The 19,978-nt window shown below is 41.2% G+C and carries 20 protein-coding genes, 1 pseudogene and 1 other annotated feature; all 21 genes and pseudogenes read left to right on the top strand.

Annotated elements, in window-relative coordinates:
- The first annotated feature begins 209 nt into the window (after positions 1–209).
- The 21 genes and pseudogenes from Xind_RS01540 (at position 210) to Xind_RS01440 (ending at position 19,905) form a co-directional block, all read left to right on the top strand.
- A complete protein-coding gene (locus tag Xind_RS01540) occupies positions 210–884 on the top strand; it encodes a transglycosylase SLT domain-containing protein (protein ID WP_369793134.1) in 675 nt (224 codons plus the stop codon).
- Between the two features lie 153 nt (positions 885–1,037).
- Complete coding sequence (locus tag Xind_RS01535) at positions 1,038–1,676, top strand: hypothetical protein (protein ID WP_187649316.1); 639 nt, start codon at positions 1,038–1,040, stop codon at positions 1,674–1,676.
- Positions 1,677–1,980: 304 nt separating this feature from the next.
- Positions 1,981–3,909: a threonine--tRNA ligase gene (gene thrS, locus Xind_RS01530; RefSeq protein ID WP_187649315.1), complete on the top strand. Its 1,929-nt coding sequence runs from the start codon at positions 1,981–1,983 to the stop codon at positions 3,907–3,909.
- A 3-nt stretch (positions 3,910–3,912) separates the two neighbouring features.
- Positions 3,913–4,452 carry a translation initiation factor IF-3 gene (gene infC, locus Xind_RS01525; RefSeq protein ID WP_072032493.1) on the top strand — a complete coding sequence of 180 codons (540 nt, stop codon included), beginning with the start codon at positions 3,913–3,915 and terminating at the stop codon, positions 4,450–4,452.
- A 92-nt stretch (positions 4,453–4,544) separates the two neighbouring features.
- Entirely contained in the window at positions 4,545–4,742 is a 198-nt protein-coding gene (rpmI, locus tag Xind_RS01520; protein WP_006118955.1) for a 50S ribosomal protein L35, read from the top strand.
- 42 nt (positions 4,743–4,784) lie between these two features.
- Entirely contained in the window at positions 4,785–5,141 is a 357-nt protein-coding gene (gene rplT, locus Xind_RS01515; RefSeq protein WP_010847342.1) for a 50S ribosomal protein L20, read from the top strand.
- Positions 5,142–5,259: 118 nt separating this feature from the next.
- Positions 5,260–5,384: a sequence feature (Phe leader region), on the top strand.
- 90 nt (positions 5,385–5,474) lie between these two features.
- Entirely contained in the window at positions 5,475–6,458 is a 984-nt protein-coding gene (gene pheS / locus Xind_RS01510; RefSeq protein WP_047680198.1) for a phenylalanine--tRNA ligase subunit alpha, read from the top strand.
- 14 nt (positions 6,459–6,472) lie between these two features.
- Positions 6,473–8,860, top strand: a complete 2,388-nt coding sequence (pheT, locus tag Xind_RS01505) for a phenylalanine--tRNA ligase subunit beta (RefSeq protein ID WP_047680196.1) — start codon at positions 6,473–6,475, stop codon at positions 8,858–8,860.
- 4 nt (positions 8,861–8,864) lie between these two features.
- The gene (gene ihfA, locus Xind_RS01500; RefSeq protein WP_038233943.1) at positions 8,865–9,161 is read left to right on the top strand and encodes an integration host factor subunit alpha; all 297 of its coding nucleotides are present in this window, start codon (positions 8,865–8,867) and stop codon (positions 9,159–9,161) included.
- 66 nt (positions 9,162–9,227) lie between these two features.
- The gene (gene btuC / locus Xind_RS01495) at positions 9,228–10,247 is read left to right on the top strand and encodes a vitamin B12 ABC transporter permease BtuC (protein WP_052189439.1); all 1,020 of its coding nucleotides are present in this window, start codon (positions 9,228–9,230) and stop codon (positions 10,245–10,247) included.
- 100 nt (positions 10,248–10,347) lie between these two features.
- Entirely contained in the window at positions 10,348–11,115 is a 768-nt protein-coding gene (gene btuD, locus Xind_RS01490; RefSeq protein ID WP_047680194.1) for a vitamin B12 ABC transporter ATP-binding protein BtuD, read from the top strand.
- A 131-nt stretch (positions 11,116–11,246) separates the two neighbouring features.
- The gene (gene arnB, locus Xind_RS01485; RefSeq protein ID WP_187649314.1) at positions 11,247–12,392 is read left to right on the top strand and encodes a UDP-4-amino-4-deoxy-L-arabinose aminotransferase; all 1,146 of its coding nucleotides are present in this window, start codon (positions 11,247–11,249) and stop codon (positions 12,390–12,392) included.
- Positions 12,389–13,372 (top strand): undecaprenyl-phosphate 4-deoxy-4-formamido-L-arabinose transferase, encoded by a 984-nt coding sequence (gene arnC / locus Xind_RS01480; protein WP_187649338.1) that lies wholly within the window; start codon positions 12,389–12,391, stop codon positions 13,370–13,372. Before arnB ends, arnC begins: the two co-directional genes overlap by 4 nt.
- The gene (gene arnA, locus Xind_RS01475) at positions 13,369–15,372 is read left to right on the top strand and encodes a bifunctional UDP-4-amino-4-deoxy-L-arabinose formyltransferase/UDP-glucuronic acid oxidase ArnA (RefSeq protein WP_187649313.1); all 2,004 of its coding nucleotides are present in this window, start codon (positions 13,369–13,371) and stop codon (positions 15,370–15,372) included. Before arnC ends, arnA begins: the two co-directional genes overlap by 4 nt.
- On the top strand, positions 15,372–16,265 hold the full coding sequence (arnD, locus tag Xind_RS01470) for a 4-deoxy-4-formamido-L-arabinose-phosphoundecaprenol deformylase (protein ID WP_187649337.1): 894 nt from the start codon (positions 15,372–15,374) through the stop codon (positions 16,263–16,265). Before arnA ends, arnD begins: the two co-directional genes overlap by 1 nt.
- A gap of 7 nt (positions 16,266–16,272) precedes the next feature.
- Positions 16,273–17,934, top strand: coding sequence for a lipid IV(A) 4-amino-4-deoxy-L-arabinosyltransferase (arnT, locus tag Xind_RS01465; protein WP_047680184.1), 1,662 nt, complete (start codon positions 16,273–16,275; stop codon positions 17,932–17,934).
- A 1-nt stretch (position 17,935) separates the two neighbouring features.
- Entirely contained in the window at positions 17,936–18,286 is a 351-nt protein-coding gene (gene arnE / locus Xind_RS01460; protein WP_047680183.1) for a 4-amino-4-deoxy-L-arabinose-phosphoundecaprenol flippase subunit ArnE, read from the top strand.
- Positions 18,283–18,678, top strand: coding sequence for a 4-amino-4-deoxy-L-arabinose-phosphoundecaprenol flippase subunit ArnF (gene arnF / locus Xind_RS01455; protein WP_047680182.1), 396 nt, complete (start codon positions 18,283–18,285; stop codon positions 18,676–18,678). The genes arnE and arnF overlap by 4 nt, the downstream gene beginning before the upstream one ends.
- Positions 18,678–19,163 (top strand): C40 family peptidase, encoded by a 486-nt coding sequence (locus Xind_RS01450; protein WP_047680180.1) that lies wholly within the window; start codon positions 18,678–18,680, stop codon positions 19,161–19,163. The genes arnF and Xind_RS01450 overlap by 1 nt, the downstream gene beginning before the upstream one ends.
- Before the next feature lie 77 nt (positions 19,164–19,240).
- Positions 19,241–19,643: pseudogene (locus tag Xind_RS01445) on the top strand (lipoyl protein ligase domain-containing protein); the annotation flags it as partial.
- Complete coding sequence (locus Xind_RS01440; protein ID WP_187649340.1) at positions 19,606–19,905, top strand: hypothetical protein; 300 nt, start codon at positions 19,606–19,608, stop codon at positions 19,903–19,905. The pseudogene Xind_RS01445 and the gene Xind_RS01440, both read left to right, overlap by 38 nt.
- Positions 19,906–19,978: the final 73 nt, after the last annotated feature.

The raw sequence follows: 19,978 nt of genomic DNA, 5'->3' as shown, positions 1-19,978 counted from the left end.
ATGGATGATAATTTTGCAGACTTTCCTGAATTTTCTTCCTGTTTTTAGAATTACTATGCGAACAAAAAAACAGCACTTTGTCTAGTGTTTTGAAGTTTATTGAATATAACTGCTTCAATTTATTTTGATGAGATATATAAAAATATTTTTATTTTATTTATAAAGTTATATATGCTTTATGAGGTTAATTTTAGTTCAGGAGAATTTTCGTGAGATTAAATTTTATTCATGTTCATATTTTTCTGGCAATATTGTTAACGGGATGTACCAGTCAGGAATCCCATCAAGTAAAGAATCATAGTCCATCGCCTAAAGGAATATTCAGTGGCAATAATGTTGCTTTGGGTTCTGGTAAATTGACAAGTCGAACCAGAACAACGCCATTTGATGGGTTTATTGAGCAAGCTGCAAAGCGTTATGGTGTGGATGAAACTTTGATCAAGGCAATTATCCAGGTGGAATCCGGTTTCCGTCCAGAAGTTATCAGTAGATCTAATGCGGTTGGATTGATGCAGATTAAGGCCTCTACAGCGGGGCGGGATGCCTATCGATTGAAAGGAAAATCGGGGCAACCGACGATGCGAGAGTTGAAAGATCCTGAAACTAATATTGATCTTGGCACTGCTTATATCAGTATTTTGAAAAAGCAGCACTTGGAAGGGATTATCCATCCTGAAACTTTATATTATGCGACAATAGTCGCCTATGTTAATGGTGCAGGGGCCTTATTGCGGACATTTGATTCCAATCGTACTCTGGCGATTAATAAAATTAACCGAATGACGCCGAACGAATTTTATCACTATGTTCAGAATAATCACCCTGCACCGCAAGCACCTCGTTATTTATGGAAAGTGAAGAATGCTTATCGCGCCCTAGAATAGTGTGATTTTTGGCATGTTTTGAGTCGTTTTTTTACATAGATATAGCTCCATGTCACCAGATTGAATGCTGTCAGTAAAAAATAACATGAAAGAGGAAAATTTGAATATGACGTTCATACTATAGTTATTTGATTAAACTATAATGGTGAATGTATGTTTGATGATTTACTTGATTGGTCAATAAGGAACTACTCTGCGATAGCATCAATATTATCTGCTTTGACTGCATTTCTTGGCGGAATTTGGGTAATGCTTAAAAATTTCTATAGCAGTTTAAATTTCTTGAGAAACAGGAGGCTCACAAACAATATTGATTATCTTGAAAAATATGATGAATATCTGAGTCAGGAAGATAAAAAATATATCAAAGACATTATTACTTCTGAGATTATGTTTAAAGTAACCAGGATTAAATCAAAGGAACTCAGACACTTGGTCATAAAGCTCGCTGCATTCGGTATTGAATCAGGTTATATATTCGATATTAGAAGATTGAAAAGATATGTGGTAGTGAATGCAGATCTTGCAAAGATAAAAATTGACGTTTCTTATGTGATAACTTATTGGATTGAGAAGTTAATGTCTATCATTATTTTTGCTTTAATGATTTTCATCGTTTTTAAAACCCTATATATTGATAATCAAAATATCTCCAGTTTGGAGTTTGTAGCGATGATATGCCTTATTATCATCTTAGAATTGTTAGGCATTTGTTTTTTAACTTTGAGTGTCTCTCCGAGACGTATAAAAAAAATAAATACGGAATTAGCTAAACATAAGTTGGATAATTAATGTTCAAGGGTTGAAATAGAGAAATCATAACAAAATTTGCTGCTTTATTTGGCGAAAAGAAATGTGTTAATAGAATGACAATACTTATGTTGTTCTTTTTATTTGTTGCTAAATGATATGGGTGATAACATCCCCTTCCGAGTTAAGGCGGTGTACATGAGTCGTTTGTAATTTTGTGTACTTAACTATGTACATAACTTGCATGGTGCAGCAAGTGCCCGCAATTAACGTATTGAACTTTAAGGTAAAATATTTCATACAAGTGACCTTTCGTGTGGGTCACCACTGTAGATAAGGATTTAAAATGCCTATAATTACTCTTCCTGACGGTAGTCAGCGTCAATTTGAGCATGCTGTCTCTGTGATGGATATTGCTCGCGATATCGGAGCTGGTTTGGCAAAAGCGTGTATTGCTGGTCGTGTTAATAGCGAATTGGTGGATGCATGTGAATTAATTGAAACTGATTCCACTCTTTCTATCATCACCAGTAAAGATGAAGAAGGTTTGGAAATCATCCGTCATTCATGCGCTCATTTGTTAGGGCATGCCATTAAACAACTGTGGCCGAATACAAAAATGGCCATTGGCCCTGTGATTGACAACGGTTTCTATTACGATATCGACTTGGATCGCTCTTTGACGCAGGAAGATATTGAGCTGCTTGAAAAACGCATGTTGGAACTTGCCAAGAAAGACTATGATGTTATCAAGAAAAGCGTCACTTGGCAGGAAGCTCGTGATACTTTTGCGGCTCGTAGTGAAGAGTATAAGATCCAGATTTTGGATGAAAACATCAGCCATGATGATCATCCAGGCCTGTATCATCATGAAGAATACGTGGATATGTGTCGCGGGCCTCACGTACCTAACATGCGTTTCTGTCATCATTTCAAATTGCAGAAAGTTGCAGGTGCATATTGGCGTGGCAACAGCGATAACAAAATGTTGCAACGTATTTATGGTACTGCCTGGGCGGATAAAAAACAGCTTAGCGCTTATTTGTTGCGTCTGGAAGAAGCTGCAAAACGTGATCATCGTAAGATTGGTAAGCAGCTTGATTTATACCATATGCAGGAAGAAGCGCCGGGTATGGCATTCTGGCATAATGATGGTTGGACTATTTTCCGTGAACTGGAAACTTTTGTTCGTGTCAAATTAAAAGAGTACCAATATCAGGAAGTCAAAGGCCCGTTCATGATGGACCGTATCCTGTGGGAAAAAACCGGGCACTGGGAAAACTATAAAGAAAATATGTTCACCACATCATCGGAAAGCCGTGAATACTGCGTAAAACCGATGAACTGCCCTGGCCACGTCCAAATTTTCAACCAGGGGTTAAAATCCTACCGTGATTTGCCTCTGCGTATGGCTGAGTTCGGTAGTTGCCATCGTAATGAGCCTTCAGGCGCATTACATGGTTTGATGCGTGTTCGTGGGTTTACTCAAGATGATGCCCATATTTTCTGTACTGAAGAGCAGATCCTGCAAGAAGTCAGTAACTGCATCAAAATGATTTATGATGTATACGCTACATTTGGTTTTGAGAAGATTGTTGTTAAGCTATCGACTCGCCCGGAAAAACGCATCGGTACTGAAAAACAGTGGGATGAAGCAGAAGCTGATCTTGCAGAAGCACTGAAAATGAAGGGTATTGAGTTTGAATACCAGCCTGGTGAAGGTGCGTTTTATGGTCCTAAAATCGAATTTACTTTATATGATTGTTTGGATCGTGCGTGGCAATGTGGTACTGTGCAGCTTGATTTTTCACTGCCAGCGCGTTTGAGCGCGTCATATGTCGGTGAAAATAATGAACGTAAGGTTCCTGTAATGATCCACCGTGCTGTTCTTGGTTCCCTTGAACGATTCATCGGTATTCTGACAGAAGAGTATGCAGGGTTCTTCCCAACATGGCTGGCGCCTCAACAGGTGGTTGTTATGAATATTACGGATGGTCAGTCAGATTATGTACAGGAATTGGTTAAAAAACTTCAAGATGCAGGCATTCGTGCAAAAGCAGACTTGAGAAACGAGAAGATTGGCTTTAAAATTCGCGAACACACTCTGCGTCGAGTGCCTTATATGCTTGTCTGTGGTGATAAAGAGGTCGAGTCAGGAAAAGTTTCCGTTCGTACCCGCCGAGGTAAGGATTTAGGTAGCATAGATGTCAGCGAGTTTACAGAGAAATTGCTGGCAGAAATACGCAGTCGTAATCTTCGTCAATTGGAGGAATAAGGTATTAAAGGCGGAAAAAGAATTCAACCGGCGCGCCCAAATCGCATTAATGAAGAGATTCGCGCCTCTGAAGTTCGTTTAACTGGGTTAGATGGCGAACAGATTGGTATTGTCAGTCTGAGAGAAGCTCTTGAAAAAGCTGAGGAAGCTGGTGTTGATTTGGTGGAAATCAGTCCCAATGCCGAACCGCCGGTTTGTCGTGTCATGGATTACGGCAAGTTCCTCTATGAGAAGAGTAAGTCAATCAAAGAACAGAAAAAGAAACAAAAGGTTATTCAGGTCAAGGAAATTAAATTCCGTCCTGGTACAGATGAAGGCGACTATCAGGTCAAACTACGCAACCTGGTTCGTTTTCTGGAAGATGGCGATAAAGCCAAAATCACTCTGCGTTTCCGTGGACGTGAAATGGCGCATCAGCAGATTGGTATCGAAATGCTTAACCGTATTCGTGACGATTTGAGTGAACTGGCTGTAGTCGAATCCTTCCCATCGAAGATCGAAGGCCGCCAGATGATCATGGTGCTCGCTCCTAAGAAGAAATAGTCAGGCAGACAAGTAATAGGCTCTAACCATTTGGATGGAGTCTGTTCGCCTTACTAGTTCGTTGTAATTAACAATGCGAAGTGGATATTAAAATGCCAAAGATTAAAACAGTACGCGGCGCAGCTAAACGCTTTAAGAAAACTGCAAGCGGCGGTTTCAAGCGTAAGCACGCTAACCTTCGTCACATTCTGACTAAAAAATCAACTAAACGTAAACGTCATTTACGTCCAAAAGGCATGGTCTCCAAGGGTGATCTGGGCCTGGTTGTTGCTTGTCTGCCATACGCATAAGCAATTTTTTAGATTAGAACTCAGAGACGATAGGAGAAGTATATGGCTCGCGTAAAACGTGGTGTTATTGCCCGTGCACGTCACAAGAAAATTTTGAAACAAGCGAAAGGTTACTACGGTGCTCGTTCGCGCGTTTATCGTGTTGCTTTCCAGGCTGTTATCAAAGCTGGTCAGTATGCTTACCGTGACCGCCGTCAGCGTAAACGTCAATTCCGTCAACTGTGGATTGCTCGTATCAACGCTGCTGCACGTCAGAACGGCATGTCTTACAGCCGTTTCATCAACGGCCTGAAAAAGGCTTCGATTGAAATTGACCGTAAGATTCTGGCTGATATCGCTGTATTCGACAAAGTAGCATTTGCTGCTCTGGTTGAAAAAGCGAAGGGCGCTCTGGCATAAGTCAGGTTAAAAGAGGGAGCAACGCTCCCTCTTTTACTTTTTCAAAAATATGCTTACTATTACAAGTTTGCTAGTCAGACAAAATAGCCAGCTTAAAAAGGGTATAGGAGAGAGAATAAAAATGATGAAATTAGCCTTTTTTCGTTTCTTTTTTTACTTTAACACCTGAAATCAGGGGGCTTTGCGCGTAAGAAAAGAAACGAAAAACAGCGCTTGAGCCTCCAGTGTGGAGGCTTTTTTATTTCTATGACCTCATTAAGAGATATACAAATATTGATGAGGGTATAGTCGATAACAACTAAAAGGCCATCTGGCCGAAGGAAGAGGAAAACGATGTCACATCTTACTGAGCTGGTTGCAAAAGCAAAAGCAGCCGTAGAAGAAGCCCAGGATGTTGCCGCGTTGGATTTGGTGCGAGTTGAATACCTGGGAAAAAAAGGCCATTTAACTCTCCAGATGTCATCGCTGCGTGACTTGCCTGCCGAGGAACGTCCAGCAGCAGGGGCTGTTATTAATCAGGCAAAGCAAGAAGTCCAGGAAGCTTTGAATGTACGTAAGGCCAAATTGGAAGCGAATGTTTTGAATGCCCGTTTGGCAGCAGAGAAAATCGATGTTTCATTGCCTGGCCGTCGTATGGAAAATGGCGGATTACATCCTGTCACTCGCACGATTGAACGAATCGAAACTTTCTTTGGTGAGTTGGGCTTTTCTGTTGAATCAGGCCCGGAAATTGAAGATAGCTATTATAACTTTGATGCCCTGAATATTCCTTCGCATCATCCGGCTCGTGCTGATCATGATACTTTTTGGTTTGATGCAACGCGTTTGCTGCGCACACAAACCTCAGGGGTTCAGATCCGTACAATGAAAGATCGTCAGCCGCCGATCCGTATTATTGCCCCTGGCCGTGTATACCGAAATGATTATGATCAGACACACTCGCCAATGTTTCATCAGATAGAAGGGTTGATTATTGATAAAAATATCAGCTTCACCAATCTGAAAGGTACGCTACATGATTTTTTGAACAATTTCTTTGAAGAAAATATGCAAGTTCGTTTCCGTCCGTCTTATTTTCCATTTACTGAGCCATCCGCAGAAGTTGATGTGATGGGGAAAAATGGCAAATGGTTGGAAATATTAGGTTGTGGCATGGTGCATCCGAACGTATTACGTAATGTAGGTATTGATCCTGAAGTTTATTCTGGCTTTGCCTTTGGTATGGGAATGGAACGTTTGACTATGCTGCGTTACGGCGTTACCGATCTGCGTGCTTTCTTCGAAAATGATTTGCGCTTCCTTAAACAGTTTAAATAAGGCGGGAATATCTCATGAAATTCAGTGAACTCTGGTTACGCGAATGGGCGAACCCTGCCATCAGCAGTGAAGAATTATCTGATCAGATCACCATGGCAGGTTTGGAAGTTGATGGTGTTGAAAAAGTAGCAGGTCAATTCCACGGTGTTTTTGTTGGTGAAGTCGTTGAGTGTGCTCAGCATCCGAATGCGGATAAACTGCGCGTTACAAAAGTCAATGTAGGTGGCGATCGCTTGTTGGATATTGTCTGTGGTGCGCCAAATTGTCGTCAGGGGCTTCGTGTAGCTGTTGCTACTGTTGGTGCTGTACTACCGGGTGATTTCAGAATAAAAGCTGCCAAATTACGTGGTGAGCCATCGGAAGGTATGCTTTGTTCGTTTTCTGAACTGGGAATTGCCAGTGATCAGGACGGTATCATCGAACTGCCTGCGGATGCGCCAATTGGCACCGACTTACGTGATTACATGAAACTGGATGATAATGCGATTGAAATCAGCATTACACCTAACCGTGCTGATTGCTTGAGCATTCAGGGTGTTGCGCGTGATGTTGCGGTTATCAATAAACTGTCAATGATTCAGCCAGAGATCGACTCTGTTAAACCGTCTACAGATGCAACATTCCCTATTCGTGTTGATGCACCAGAAGCTTGCCCACGTTATCTGGGACGAGTTATCAAGAATGTTAATGTTAAAGCAGTGACACCGTTATGGATGCGTGAGAAGCTGCGTCGTGGTGGCATTCGTTCTATTGATCCTGCTGTTGATGTGACTAATTATGTATTACTTGAATTGGGTCAACCATTGCACGCATTCGATTTAGAACGTCTAAACGGTTCAATTGTCGTGCGTATGGCAGAGCAGGGTGAAAAATTAACTCTGCTAGATGGTAATCAAGCGGAACTTTCTGCTGATACTCTCGTCATTGCTGATGAAAAGCAGGCACTTGCAATCGCAGGCATTTTTGGCGGCGAATATTCTGGAGTTAATGCTGAAACCCAGAATATTCTGCTGGAAAGTGCTTTCTTTGCACCATTAGCAATTACAGGTCGTGCCCGTCGTTATGGTCTGCATACAGATGCTTCCCATCGTTTTGAACGGGGCGTTGATCCACAGCTTCAATACAAAGCGATGGAATATGCGACTCAGTTATTGATTGCTATATGTGGTGGGGAAGCTGGCGAGATCATCGATGTTACCAGTGAGTCTCATCTGCCGAAGCCAGCAACTATCACTCTGACTCGCAGCAAATTGAATCGTTTGGTTGGCCATTATATCGCTGATGAACAAGTCACCGATATTCTGACACGTTTAGGCTGTCAGGTAACAGAACATAATGATAGTTGGGAAACAGTTGCACCAAGCTGGCGTTTCGATATGCAGGTTGAAGAAGATCTGATTGAAGAAGTTGCTCGTATTTATGGTTATAACAATATCCCTGATGTACCTGTACGTGCTGATTTGGTAATGATTTCACATCGTGAAGCGAACTTATCCCTGAAACGTGTAAAAACCATGTTGGTGGACAAAGGTTATCAGGAAGCCATTACCTATAGTTTTGTTGATCCTAAGATCCAGCAATATTTGCATCCACAGCAAGAAGCATTGCTCCTGCCAAATCCAATTTCGGCTGATATGTCTGCAATGCGTCTGTCTTTGTTGACAGGATTATTGACTACTGTTGCGTATAATCAGAACCGTCAACAGAATAGAGTTCGATTATTTGAAACAGGTCTACGTTTTGTGCCTGATGAAAGCGCAGAATATGGAATCCGGCAGGAATTGATGCTTGGCGGTGTAATCGCCGGAAATCGTTTCGATGAACACTGGTCGATTGAAAAACAAGCAGTTGACTTCTTTGATCTGAAAGGTGATTTAGAATCCGTTTTAGAACTGACGGGTAAACTATCCGAGATTTCCTTTAAAGCAGAAGAACATCCTGCTTTGCATCCCGGACAAAGTGCCGGGATTTATCTGGGAAATAATTACATTGGTTATATTGGGGTTGTTCATCCAGAGCTGGAACGTAAACTTGACTTGAATGGCCGCACCGTGGTATTCGAATTGTTGTGGGCCAATCTTGCGGACCGCATAATTCCTGAAATGAAGGAAGTTTCTCGCTTCCCATCCAATCGCCGTGATATCGCGATAGTTGTGCCTGAAAATGTAGCCGCAGAAGATATTCTGGTTGAATGTAAGAAAGTTGGCATAAATCATATAGTTGGCATAAACTTATTTGACGTGTATTGTGGTAAAGGTGTCGCGGAAGGCTGTAAAAGCCTTGCTATTAGCTTAATCTTGCAGGATACCTCGCGTACACTGGAAGAAGAAGAGATTGCTGCGACCGTTAACAAATGCGTTGCTGCATTAGAACAGCGATTCCAAGCATCCTTGAGGGACTGAACTTATGGCGCTTACTAAAGCTGAAATGTCAGAAAATCTGTTTGAAAAACTGGGTATTAGCAAACGTGACGCTAAAGATCTAGTGGAAATGTTCTTTGAAGAAGTGCGTCGTTCTTTGGAGAATGGGGAGCAGGTTAAGTTATCTGGATTTGGCAACTTTGATTTGAGAGATAAAAATCAACGTCCAGGTCGTAACCCGAAGACTGGCGAGGATATTCCAATTACTGCTCGCCGAGTTGTCACTTTTCGCCCGGGGCAGAAGTTGAAAAATCGGGTAGAAAAAGCCTTACCAAAAGAATAATGCATAAAAAGACCGCCTTTAAGCGGTCTTTTTTCTTATTTTCCATTCTGAATAATTTTACTCTTCATGTTACCTACATACTCCTTATCGACACTTTCTGTCTCTGAATTAATCACGCGCCAGAGAAAACGTGATTATCGGATGATGGCCCTTTTATTCGCGTTGTCAATTGGGCTGTTTATTTTATCACTGTGCGCAGGGGAAATATGGTTTTGGCCCAATCAATGGCTGTCTGATCCTGCACGGCTTTTTATTTGGCAATTAAGATTGCCCAGAGCACTGGCGGTGTTTGCCGTTGGTGCAAGTTTGGCAGCGTCTGGTGCAGTTATGCAGGCGTTATTTGAAAATCCATTGGCTGAACCCGGACTATTGGGAATTAGTAATGGTGCGGGAGTAGTGGTTGTTTTTTTGATCCTTGTCTTTCATGGTATTGCTCCATTATGGATATTAAGTACCGGTGCAGTTTTAGGGGCACTACTGATGACCGCGATTTTATTGACTTTCTCTAAAAGGCACCGGGTGACTAATGCACGCTTATTATTAATTGGCGTAGCTTTCGGTGTTGTATTCGGGGCCATGATGACATGGATGGTTTATTTCAGCACCAGTCTGGACTTGCGCCAATTGATGTACTGGATGATGGGGAGTTTTAGCGGTATTGATTGGCGACAAATATGGCTGGTGATCGCACTGCTCCCTATTATTTTCTGGTTAAGTGGAACCGGGAAGATACTTAATTATCTCTCCCTGGGGGAATTGCAGGCGCAACAATTGGGAATATCTCATAATAAATGGCGTAATTTATTTGTATCGGCTGTGGGATTATTGGTTGGTTTAAGTGTTGCTCTTGCTGGAACGATCAGTTTTATCGGTTTGGTGCTTCCCCATATTTTGAGGCTGATTGGCCTTACGGATCATAAAACTTTACTTCCAACCTGTACATTGGCGGGAGGGAGTTGCTTGCTGTTGGCAGATTTAATTTCTCGTTTGTCTTTATCCCATGCTGAAGTACCGATCGGTGTTGTTACAGTAACGTTAGGAGCTCCCGTTTTTATCTGGTTGTTATTAAAAACACCCCAAGCATAGCTACACCTAGTCATACACATTGAGCATTAATAAGTGGCCTAATAGTTTACGGAAAAGCACGAAGAGAATAACAAAGAAATAAAAGAGTAGGGAAGATAGCATGACTCATCAACCATTTTTAGTATTGGATAATATCACGGTTAGTAACAGGCTGGCATCACTATCTGTATCAGTAAAAGCTGGCGAGAAAGTTCACTTAGTTGGGTTGAACGGCTCAGGAAAAAGCACTTTGCTTGCAGCAATTGCCGGAGTTTTACCTTACGGTGGCAATATTTATATCAATGGCAAAGAATTGCGTGATTATCGACAAAGTGAATTAGCGCAATGTCGGGCATGGTTCTCTCAATCCGCTTCAGCCCCGGTTATGCCTGTTTTTCAATATTTGGATATGTACCGCCCTGAGTTAGCACAATTGTCTGAAGGAGAAGAGGTGTTATATGAACTTTGTCGGCAACTGAAATTGACTACATTACTGTCTTCAACAATTGGGCAATTATCGGGAGGAGAATGGCAACGAGTCAGGTTAGCAGGTGCTTTTTTGCAGGTATGGCCTGAATTGAATCCGGCTGGAAAATTATTACTTCTGGATGAACCAACTAATAACCTTGATATCACCCAACAAGCTATTTTAGATAAGTTAATTAACCAATTTTGTATATTAGGTGGTTCTGTTTTATTGAGTAGCCACGATATTAATCATACTTACGAACAAGCTAGTAATGTATGGTTACTTTTACATGGTAAATTATTTATGTCGGGTATCCCACAAGATATTATGAATGAAATAAATTTATCTGAAATTTTTGAAATAAACATTAGACATATCCAAAATAATAGCTATAAATTATGGAGGGTCAATCATGATTAATTTTCATAAATACAATCACTTCAATTGATTATTTTTCTTCAATTTATTGATTGCCCTGATTTTATTCGCTTGTTATTATTTTTTAATGGATATTTTTTATCATAAAATAAATCAGGCTACACAAGGCGATTATGGATAATTCTTTACCATTCTCTCGTCCATCAATTGGAAATGAAGAGATAGAAGCAGTAGAAAAAGTTTTACGTTCAGGTTGGATTACAACAGGGCCACAAAACCAACAGTTAGAACAGGATTTTGTTCGCATGTTTGGTTGCAGGCATGCGATAGCTTTGAATTCTGCTACGGCGGGGATGCATTTAGCCTTGTTGTCGTTAGGTATTGGATCTGGTGATGAAGTAATAACGCCTTCCCAAACCTGGGTTTCTACTATCAATATGATTTGCCTGTTAGGTGCAGAGCCAATTATGGTCGATGTGGATCGTGATACTCTGATGGTTGATGCCAAAACGATTAAACAGGCTATTACGCCGAAAACTAAAGCAATTATTCCTGTCCACTACGCAGGTGCGCCCTGTGATCTTGATGCCCTGCGTGCGGTTGCAAAAGAAGTTAATATCCCTTTGATTGAAGATGCCGCTCATGCAGTGGGAACCCGCTATAAGAATGAATGGGTTGGTGAACGAGGAACGGCTATTTTTTCTTTCCACGCCATCAAAAATATGACATGTGCGGAAGGCGGCATGTTGGTTACAGATAGTGATGAACTTGCGCAGCGAGTTCGTTGTTTGAAATTTCATGGGTTGGCTGTTGATGCCTTTGATCGGCAAGTCCAGGGCAGGAAACCTCAGGCAGAAGTTATTGAACCGGGCTTCAAATATAACTTATCAGATATTCATGCGGCAGTGGCGGTTGTCCAGCTCAATAAATTGGCATCCATGAATGCCCGCCGCCGGGAGCTGGTAGTACGATATTCTTCTGCTCTTAAAGATACCCCTTTACAGATGTTGAGTGTGCCTGAATATGAACATCGACACTCTCATCATTTATTCATGGTACGTGTTGATCAAAGTACTTGCGGTATTGACCGCGATACTTTCATGACGCGCTTAAAAGAACGCAATATCGGCACAGGATTACATTTCAGAGCAGCGCATACACAAAAATATTATCGGGAACGTTATCCAGCACTGTCTCTGCCAGAATCTGAGTGGAATTCGGCAACACTTTGTTCGTTACCCCTTTTCCCGGATATGAACAATGATGATGTAGATCGTGTCGTGAATGCAGTGTTGGAAATTCTTGCGGAGTGCAGATAGTGGTGTTTGAAAAAATAAAAAAAGTTTCGGTTGTTATTCCGGTTTATAACGAAGAAGAAAGTTTGCCCCAATTATTGGAAAGAACGATATCTGCATGTCAACAACTTGAGCAAAAATACGAATTAATTTTAGTGGATGATGGTAGCCGCGACAGCTCCGCCGACATTTTAACTCAAGCGGCTAAAGATCCTAAAAATTATGTCATTGCAATTTTGCTGAACCGTAATTATGGGCAGCACTCTGCAATTATGGCAGGATTTCATCAGGCCGATGGTGATCTTATTATCACCCTTGATGCAGATTTACAAAATCCACCGGAAGAGATCCCCCGTTTAGTGAAAACAGCCGAAGAGGGATATGATGTTGTCGGTACACGCCGTGCCAATCGTCAGGATTCTTGGTTCCGTAAGACCGCTTCTAAGCTCATTAATGCAATGATCACAAAAGCAACGGGGCGTTCAATGGGGGATTATGGTTGTATGTTACGGGCATATCGCCGCCATATTGTGCGAGCGATGTTACAGTGTCATGAACGCAGCACATTCATTCCCATTCTGGCTAACACATTCGCCCGCAAAACAATCGAAATTGATGTAGCTCATGCAGAGCGTGAGTTCGGTGATTCTAAGTACAGCTTTATGAAGCTGATAAACCTGATGTACGACCTGTTAACTTGTCTGACAACAGCACCGTTACGGTTATTGAGTGTTGTGGGAAGCATTATTGCTGTGACGGGTTTCCTGTTGGCCGTATTGCTGATCGCTTTGCGCCTTATCTTTGGTTCTATCTGGGCTGCTGAGGGCGTGTTTACTTTATTTGCCATCCTCTTCATGTTTATTGGTGCACAGTTTGTTGCGATGGGGTTACTCGGAGAATATATCGGCCGGATATATAACGATGTTCGTGCACGTCCACGCTATTTTATTCAAAAAGTGGTTGGAGCTAAAAATCCAACAGTAATTAAGGAAGAAAAAAAATGAAAGCCGTTATTTTTGCCTATCATGATATTGGTTGTGTCGGGCTTAATGCATTAGTGAGAGCGGGTTTTGATATCCAGGCTGTTTTTACACATGTCGATGATCCGAATGAAAATAATTTTTTCTCTTCTGTGGCACATATTGGTGCTGATATAGGCTTACCTGTCTTTGCTCCAGAGAATGTGAATCATCCACTCTGGATTGAACGTATTAGTGAAATGCAGCCGGATGTTATTTTCTCATTTTATTATCGCGATCTGCTCAGTCAGGATATTTTATCACTGGCAACAAAAGGAGCATTTAACTTACATGGTTCATTATTACCTAAATATCGTGGTCGTGCTCCTGTTAATTGGGCGATATTAAATGGTGAGACAGAAACAGGTGTAACACTGCATAAAATGGTAGCTAAGGCAGATGCCGGAAATATTGTTGCTCAACAGGCAGTACAAATTGAGAAAACAGACACGTCATTGGATATTCATGGCAAAATTCGTGAAGCCGCAGTTGAGCTATTGAATAATATTCTGCCTCAGATAAAGGCGAATAATTACCCCTCTATTCCGCAGGATGAAAATCAGGCAACTTACTTTGGTCGCAGGACAGCAGAGGATGGGGAAATTTCCTGGCATAAGTCTGCCGAAGAGATTAATAACCTCGTCCGGGCGGTAACAGAACCCTATCCAGGCGCATTTACTTTCCTTGGTGAGCGTAAAATTACTATTTGGCGTTCACTCCCAATTAATAAAGCCCATGATAAACAGGCAGGAACTGTGCTTTCTGCGGATCCACTGATTATTGCGTGCGGAAAAGGGGCATTAGAGATTGTCAGTGGACAGAGTGAGTCCGGTATTTATGTACAGGGTAGCCGACTTGCTTTGGAAATGGGGATTGTGACAGGCATTCGGTTTGGGCCAAAAGACACAACACAAATCAGCCGCCGTAAACGTGTTTTGATCCTGGGGGTTAACGGATTTATCGGCAATCATCTGACAGAACGTCTGTTGAACGATGGTAATTATGATATCTATGGAATGGATATTGGCTCTTCTGCTATTGAGCGTTTTATTGGTAATCCGAATTTTCATTTTATTGAAGGGGATGTCAGCATTCACACCGAATGGATCGAATACCACATTAAAAAATGCGATGTTGTGCTGCCATTAGTGGCGATAGCTACACCTATCGAATATACCCGTAATCCGTTGCGTGTTTTTGAATTAGATTTTGAAGAAAACCTGAAAATTGTTCGCTATTGCGTGAAATACAATAAACGGATTATTTTCCCGTCCACTTCTGAAGTTTATGGCATGTGTGACGACAAGGAATTCGATGAGGATACTTCTCGTTTAATTGTGGGACCCATCAACAAACAGCGTTGGATCTATTCAGTTTCTAAGCAATTGCTTGATCGTGTTATTTGGGCATACGGCGAAAAAGAGGGTTTGAAATTTACTTTGTTCCGACCATTTAACTGGATGGGGCCAAGGTTAGACAATTTGAACTCAGCCCGTATTGGTAGTTCAAGAGCAATTACTCAATTAATTTTAAATCTGGTGGAAGGTTCCCCTATTAAGTTGGTTGACGGGGGAGAGCAAAAGCGCTGTTTCACTGATATTCATGATGGAATTGAAGCGTTATTCAGAATTATCGAGAACCAAAATGGTTTGTGTGACGGCCAGATTATCAATATTGGTAATCCGACGAATGAGGCCAGTATCCGTCAATTAGCTGAAATATTGCTGAATAGCTTTGAAAAACATGAACTACGAGAATATTTTCCTCCGTTTGCTGGATTCAAGAAAATCGAAAGCAGTAGTTATTATGGTCAGGGGTATCAGGATGTTGAACACCGTAAGCCTAGCATTAAAAACGCGGAACATCTGTTGGGATGGAAACCCACGATCAATATGGAACAAACCATTGATGAAACATTGGATTTCTTCTTGCGTGATGCGGTGAAAGAGCTAAAAAGGAAGAAAGAATATGCAGGGAATATATGATGAAAAAAGTTGGCTTAAGAATTGATGTAGATACTTACCAGGGCACCAGGGAAGGTGTGCCGCAATTACTTAAGATTTTACGGCGTCATCATATTCAGGCTAGTTTCTTTTTCAGCGTTGGTCCAGACAATATGGGACGCCATTTGTGGCGCCTGCTAAGGCCTAAATTTCTGTGGAAAATGTTGAGATCAAATGCAGTATCTCTTTATGGTCTGAATATTCTATTAGCTGGCACAGCCTGGCCGGGAAAGAAAATTGCAAAAGATTTAGGTTATTTGATGAAAAAAACCCTGGATGCAGGCCATGAAGTTGGTCTGCATGCGTGGGATCATCAGGGTTGGCAGGCAAAAGCAGGGCATTGGTCAGAATCAGAACTGGCAGAACAGATACAACTTGGCATTGATGCCCTGGAAAAGGCGACAGGACACTCTGTGACATGCTCTGCCGTGGCTGGCTGGCGGGCAGATGAACGTGTACTGGCAGTCAAGCAGCAATTTGGTTTTGACTACAACAGTGATTGTCGGGGAACACATCCATTCAGGCCATTGTTGCCGGACGGTAGCTTAGGTTCTGTTCAAATTCCTGTGACATTGCCGACCTATGATGAAGTTGTCGGAACGCAGGTCAGTGATGCGGATTTTAACCACTTTATTCTTGATGCAATCAAAAATGCTCAAGGTGTTCCTGTTTATACCATTCATACAGAAGTTGAAGGAATGTCCAAAGCACCGCAGTTTAACGCACTGCTGGATATGCTCCACCAGCAAGATATTCAGTTTTGCAAGTTATGTGATTTATTACCAGAAAATAGGGATACACTGCCTGTTGGGAGAATTATCCGTTCAGATTTTTCTGGTCGTGAAGGCTGGTTAGGTTGCCAACAAGAGGTATAAAACAAATATGTCAGATACTTGGATGAAGAGAGCCGGGGGCATTCTTATGGCTCTTTTTTTTATCTTTACTTACCTGATCCCTCTGAATAGCCGTCTTTTGTGGCAACCAGACGAAACACGATATGCTGAAATCAGCCGGGAAATGTTACAACGTGGAGATTGGATAGTTCCTTATTTTTTGGATATCCGTTATTTTGAAAAACCAGTGGCTGGATATTGGATAAATAACATTAGCCAGTGGATCTTTGGAAATAATAATTTTGCGGTGCGTTTTGGTGCTGTATTCAGCATCATAATGAGTGCATTTCTTCTTTATCGGTTAGCTATGATGATGTGGCAATCTCGCCAGACTGCATTTATTGCTAGCCTGATTTATATCTCCATGTTTATCGTTTTTTCTGTCGGTACATATAGTGTTCTTGATCCCATGTTTTCACTGTGGATCACGGCAGGAATAGTAAGCTGTTATTGGGCACTAAAGGCCAGTAGTCGCCGTGAACAGATTTGGGCCTGGTCTGTACTGGGTATAACCTGTGGCATGGCGTTTTTGACAAAAGGTTTTCTGGCATTGGCTCTGCCGGTAATATCCATGATACCGATCACGATATACCAGAAACGTTTTCTGGAAATGGTTCGTTTTGGCCCGCTTGCAATTATTTCTGCTGTTTTAGTCAGTTTGCCGTGGGTGCTCGCAATTGCTTTGCGAGAGCCTGATTATTGGCGTTATTTTTTCTGGGTAGAGCATATACAGCGTTTTGCTTCTGATCATGCGCAGCATTCCGCCCCATTTTGGTATTACCTGCCGATATTGATTTTAGGTGTTATTCCGTGGCTAGGATTATTTCCCGGCGCTTTGCTCAAAAGCTGGCAAGAGAAAAAAAATCATCCTGAGATGTTCTTCCTGTTTTGCTGGTTTTTTGTCCCATTGCTATTTTTTAGCATTTCTAAAGGAAAACTGCCAACTTACATTCTGCCATTTATTGGGCCTTTAGCATTAATGATGGCAAAGTATGCTGTTGATAACATGAAGAATGGCAATATGAAGGCATTAAAACTCAATGGATTGATTAATGTTTTCATTGGATTGATAGCAATACTGGCGCTTGTATTTCTGGAAATTGTTTCTAATCGTCCTCTTTACCAATCCAATGAATGGTTTAAGTGGATGGCAGGGATTTTCACTTTTGGGTTTTGGGGGATAGTGGGTTATTTCTGTTTTATACGCAATGGTAAACATTGGCAGTGGGCTGCCGCTTGTTCAATTGTCCTGAGTTTATCAATAGGTAACGCATTACCAGATAAGACAATTAATTCTAAGTTGCCGCAGAATTTTATCAGGCAAAATGAAAAAGAGCTGACTGAAAGTAAATATATTTTATCTGAATCAGTTGGATTAGGAGCCGCAGTTGCGTGGGAATTGAAACGCAGTGATATTTACTTATTTCAAAACAAGGGTGAATTGGAATATGGATTGGATTATCCAGATAGCCGCAATCGGTATATAACACAAGAACAATTTCCCTCATGGTTGGCCAGTGCGCGGAAAGAGGGACAGGTTGCAGTGGTTTTCTTACTACCTACAGGAGGGATGCTGCCTGAGTTGCCTGAACCTGATTTGATACAGCGTAACTATCGTTTTGTCCTTGTGATTTATAAGAAGCAGCCATGATATGAACAGTAGTATAGGGTTATTGATACTGGTTAGTTTATTAACTTGTGCAGGACAAATTTGCCAGAAACAAGCTGTTACCCATTGGGGAAAAAAAGATGATCCCTATAAACCAGCAATTGTAGTGGCATGGTTGGTTGGTGCCATTCTTCTGTTAGGTATAGGGATGATCTTCTGGCTACGTTTGCTGCAATTTCTACCGCTGAGTATTGCTTATCCTATGCTGAGTATCAATTTTGTACTGGTCACGCTGATAGGACAATTTCTGTATCATGAAAGAGCCGGAATAAAACACTGGATAGGTGTATTTTTGATTATGTTGGGAATTTTATTGATGAGCTTAAATCAATGAAAGGGTATTTTTGGGGAGTGGTAAGTGTCCTGCTGATTACTGCTGCTCAGCTATTATTGAAGTGGGGAATGGCACAATTACCTGAACTTTCTTTGTCTAGACATTGGTTGGATGTCGGTTGGCTTTGGATGCATCATAGACCTTTATTGATGGTGATGATGGGACTAGTGAGTTACGCATTATCCATGTTCAGTTGGATTTTTGTTTTGAAATATCTGCCGTTAAATAAAGCCTATCCGCTTATCAGTCTGAGCTATATTTTTGTTTATCTATTGGCGGTATTATTACCCTGGTTTAATGAAGATATTTCATTACTGAAAACAATAGGGATCTTGTTAATTTCATTGGGAGTTTGGTTTATTAGCAGACCAGAAGGCAGAGAGGCTGATTGATGATTATAAGAATAAGACATTTATGTTTGTTACTGAGCTTATTTCTGATTGGGTGTTCCAATCCTGTTTCGAAATCAAATTTACCTCCATTACGAGCAGCACTTTCTGATCCGATTATTGTTATTGCACAGTTAAAAGAGCAGCTTACCCAATGGCAAGGAACGCCTTATCGTTATGGTGGCATGGATCGGCGAGGTGTTGATTGTTCTGGATTTGTTTATCGTACTTTTCATGATCGTTTTAATATCCTGCTTCCACGGACAACGAGTGAACAGACCCAATTGGGTACACGGATTAATAAAAAAGATTTAATGCCGGGTGATCTGGTATTTTTCAAAACCGGTAGTGGTGATAATGGGTTACACGTTGGTATTTATGATATCAATAATAAATTTATTCACGCATCGACTAGCAAAGGTGTAATACGTTCCTCTCTTGATAATATCTATTGGCGTCGTGTTTTTTGGCAGGCCCGCAGAATATGATCTCAGTCTGAGTCACCAATTGAATCAGCACATTATGATATCCTAAGACACTGTTTTGCTTTGTTCGGAGACAAATAATGTCCAGATTACGCTTACTGCTACCTGATTCCCACGATCCCTGGTTTAATCTCGCTGTTGAAGAGAGTATTTTCCGTCAAATGTCACCAGAGCAACGTGTTTTGTTCTTATGGCGTAATGCAAATACTGTTGTCATAGGGCGGGTTCAAAATCCGTGGAAAGAGTGTAATACACGGCGTATGGAACAAGATAGTATAAAACTGGCACGACTTAGTGGCGGCGGCGGGGGCCGTTTTTCATGATCTGGGAAATACTTGTTTTACCTTTATGGCGGGTAAACCAGAATATAACAAAACGGTTTCTACTCAAATCATTCTGGATAGATTAAAAAAATTTGGTATTCATGCAATGACTTCTGGCTGTAATGACTTGGTTTTGTCTTTATCGGCTGGGGAACGCAAATAAAAGACCGGTATATTTTGGTGGGTTTAATATTCCTGCATGTGAATATGGACTGCGAACTCCATGGAATCCACTGACCTCAGATATATTTTCATCGGAAATACAAATTAATGGATGGCGTGCTTATAGAGAAGCGATGGCGTTAAAATCTTATTTTAAAGGTTTCTCCATATGGTTTATTGGATCTTATGATAAAAAACATCCATATCAGATCCAGAGTAAAGAAGCGGAAATAATTATTAATGAGTGGTATAAGGAATAGTTTTAGTTATTCGATATTCAAATATAGTGGTTTAAGAAAATATCTTAATTTATAAATATAAGTATAGTTTAAT

The sequence above is a fragment of the Xenorhabdus indica genome, from assembly GCF_014467235.1.
GTDB classification, from domain to species: domain Bacteria; phylum Pseudomonadota; class Gammaproteobacteria; order Enterobacterales; family Enterobacteriaceae; genus Xenorhabdus; species Xenorhabdus indica.
The sequence above is the reverse complement of the archived record's forward strand: the minus strand, read 5'-3'. Positions and strand labels throughout refer to the sequence as shown.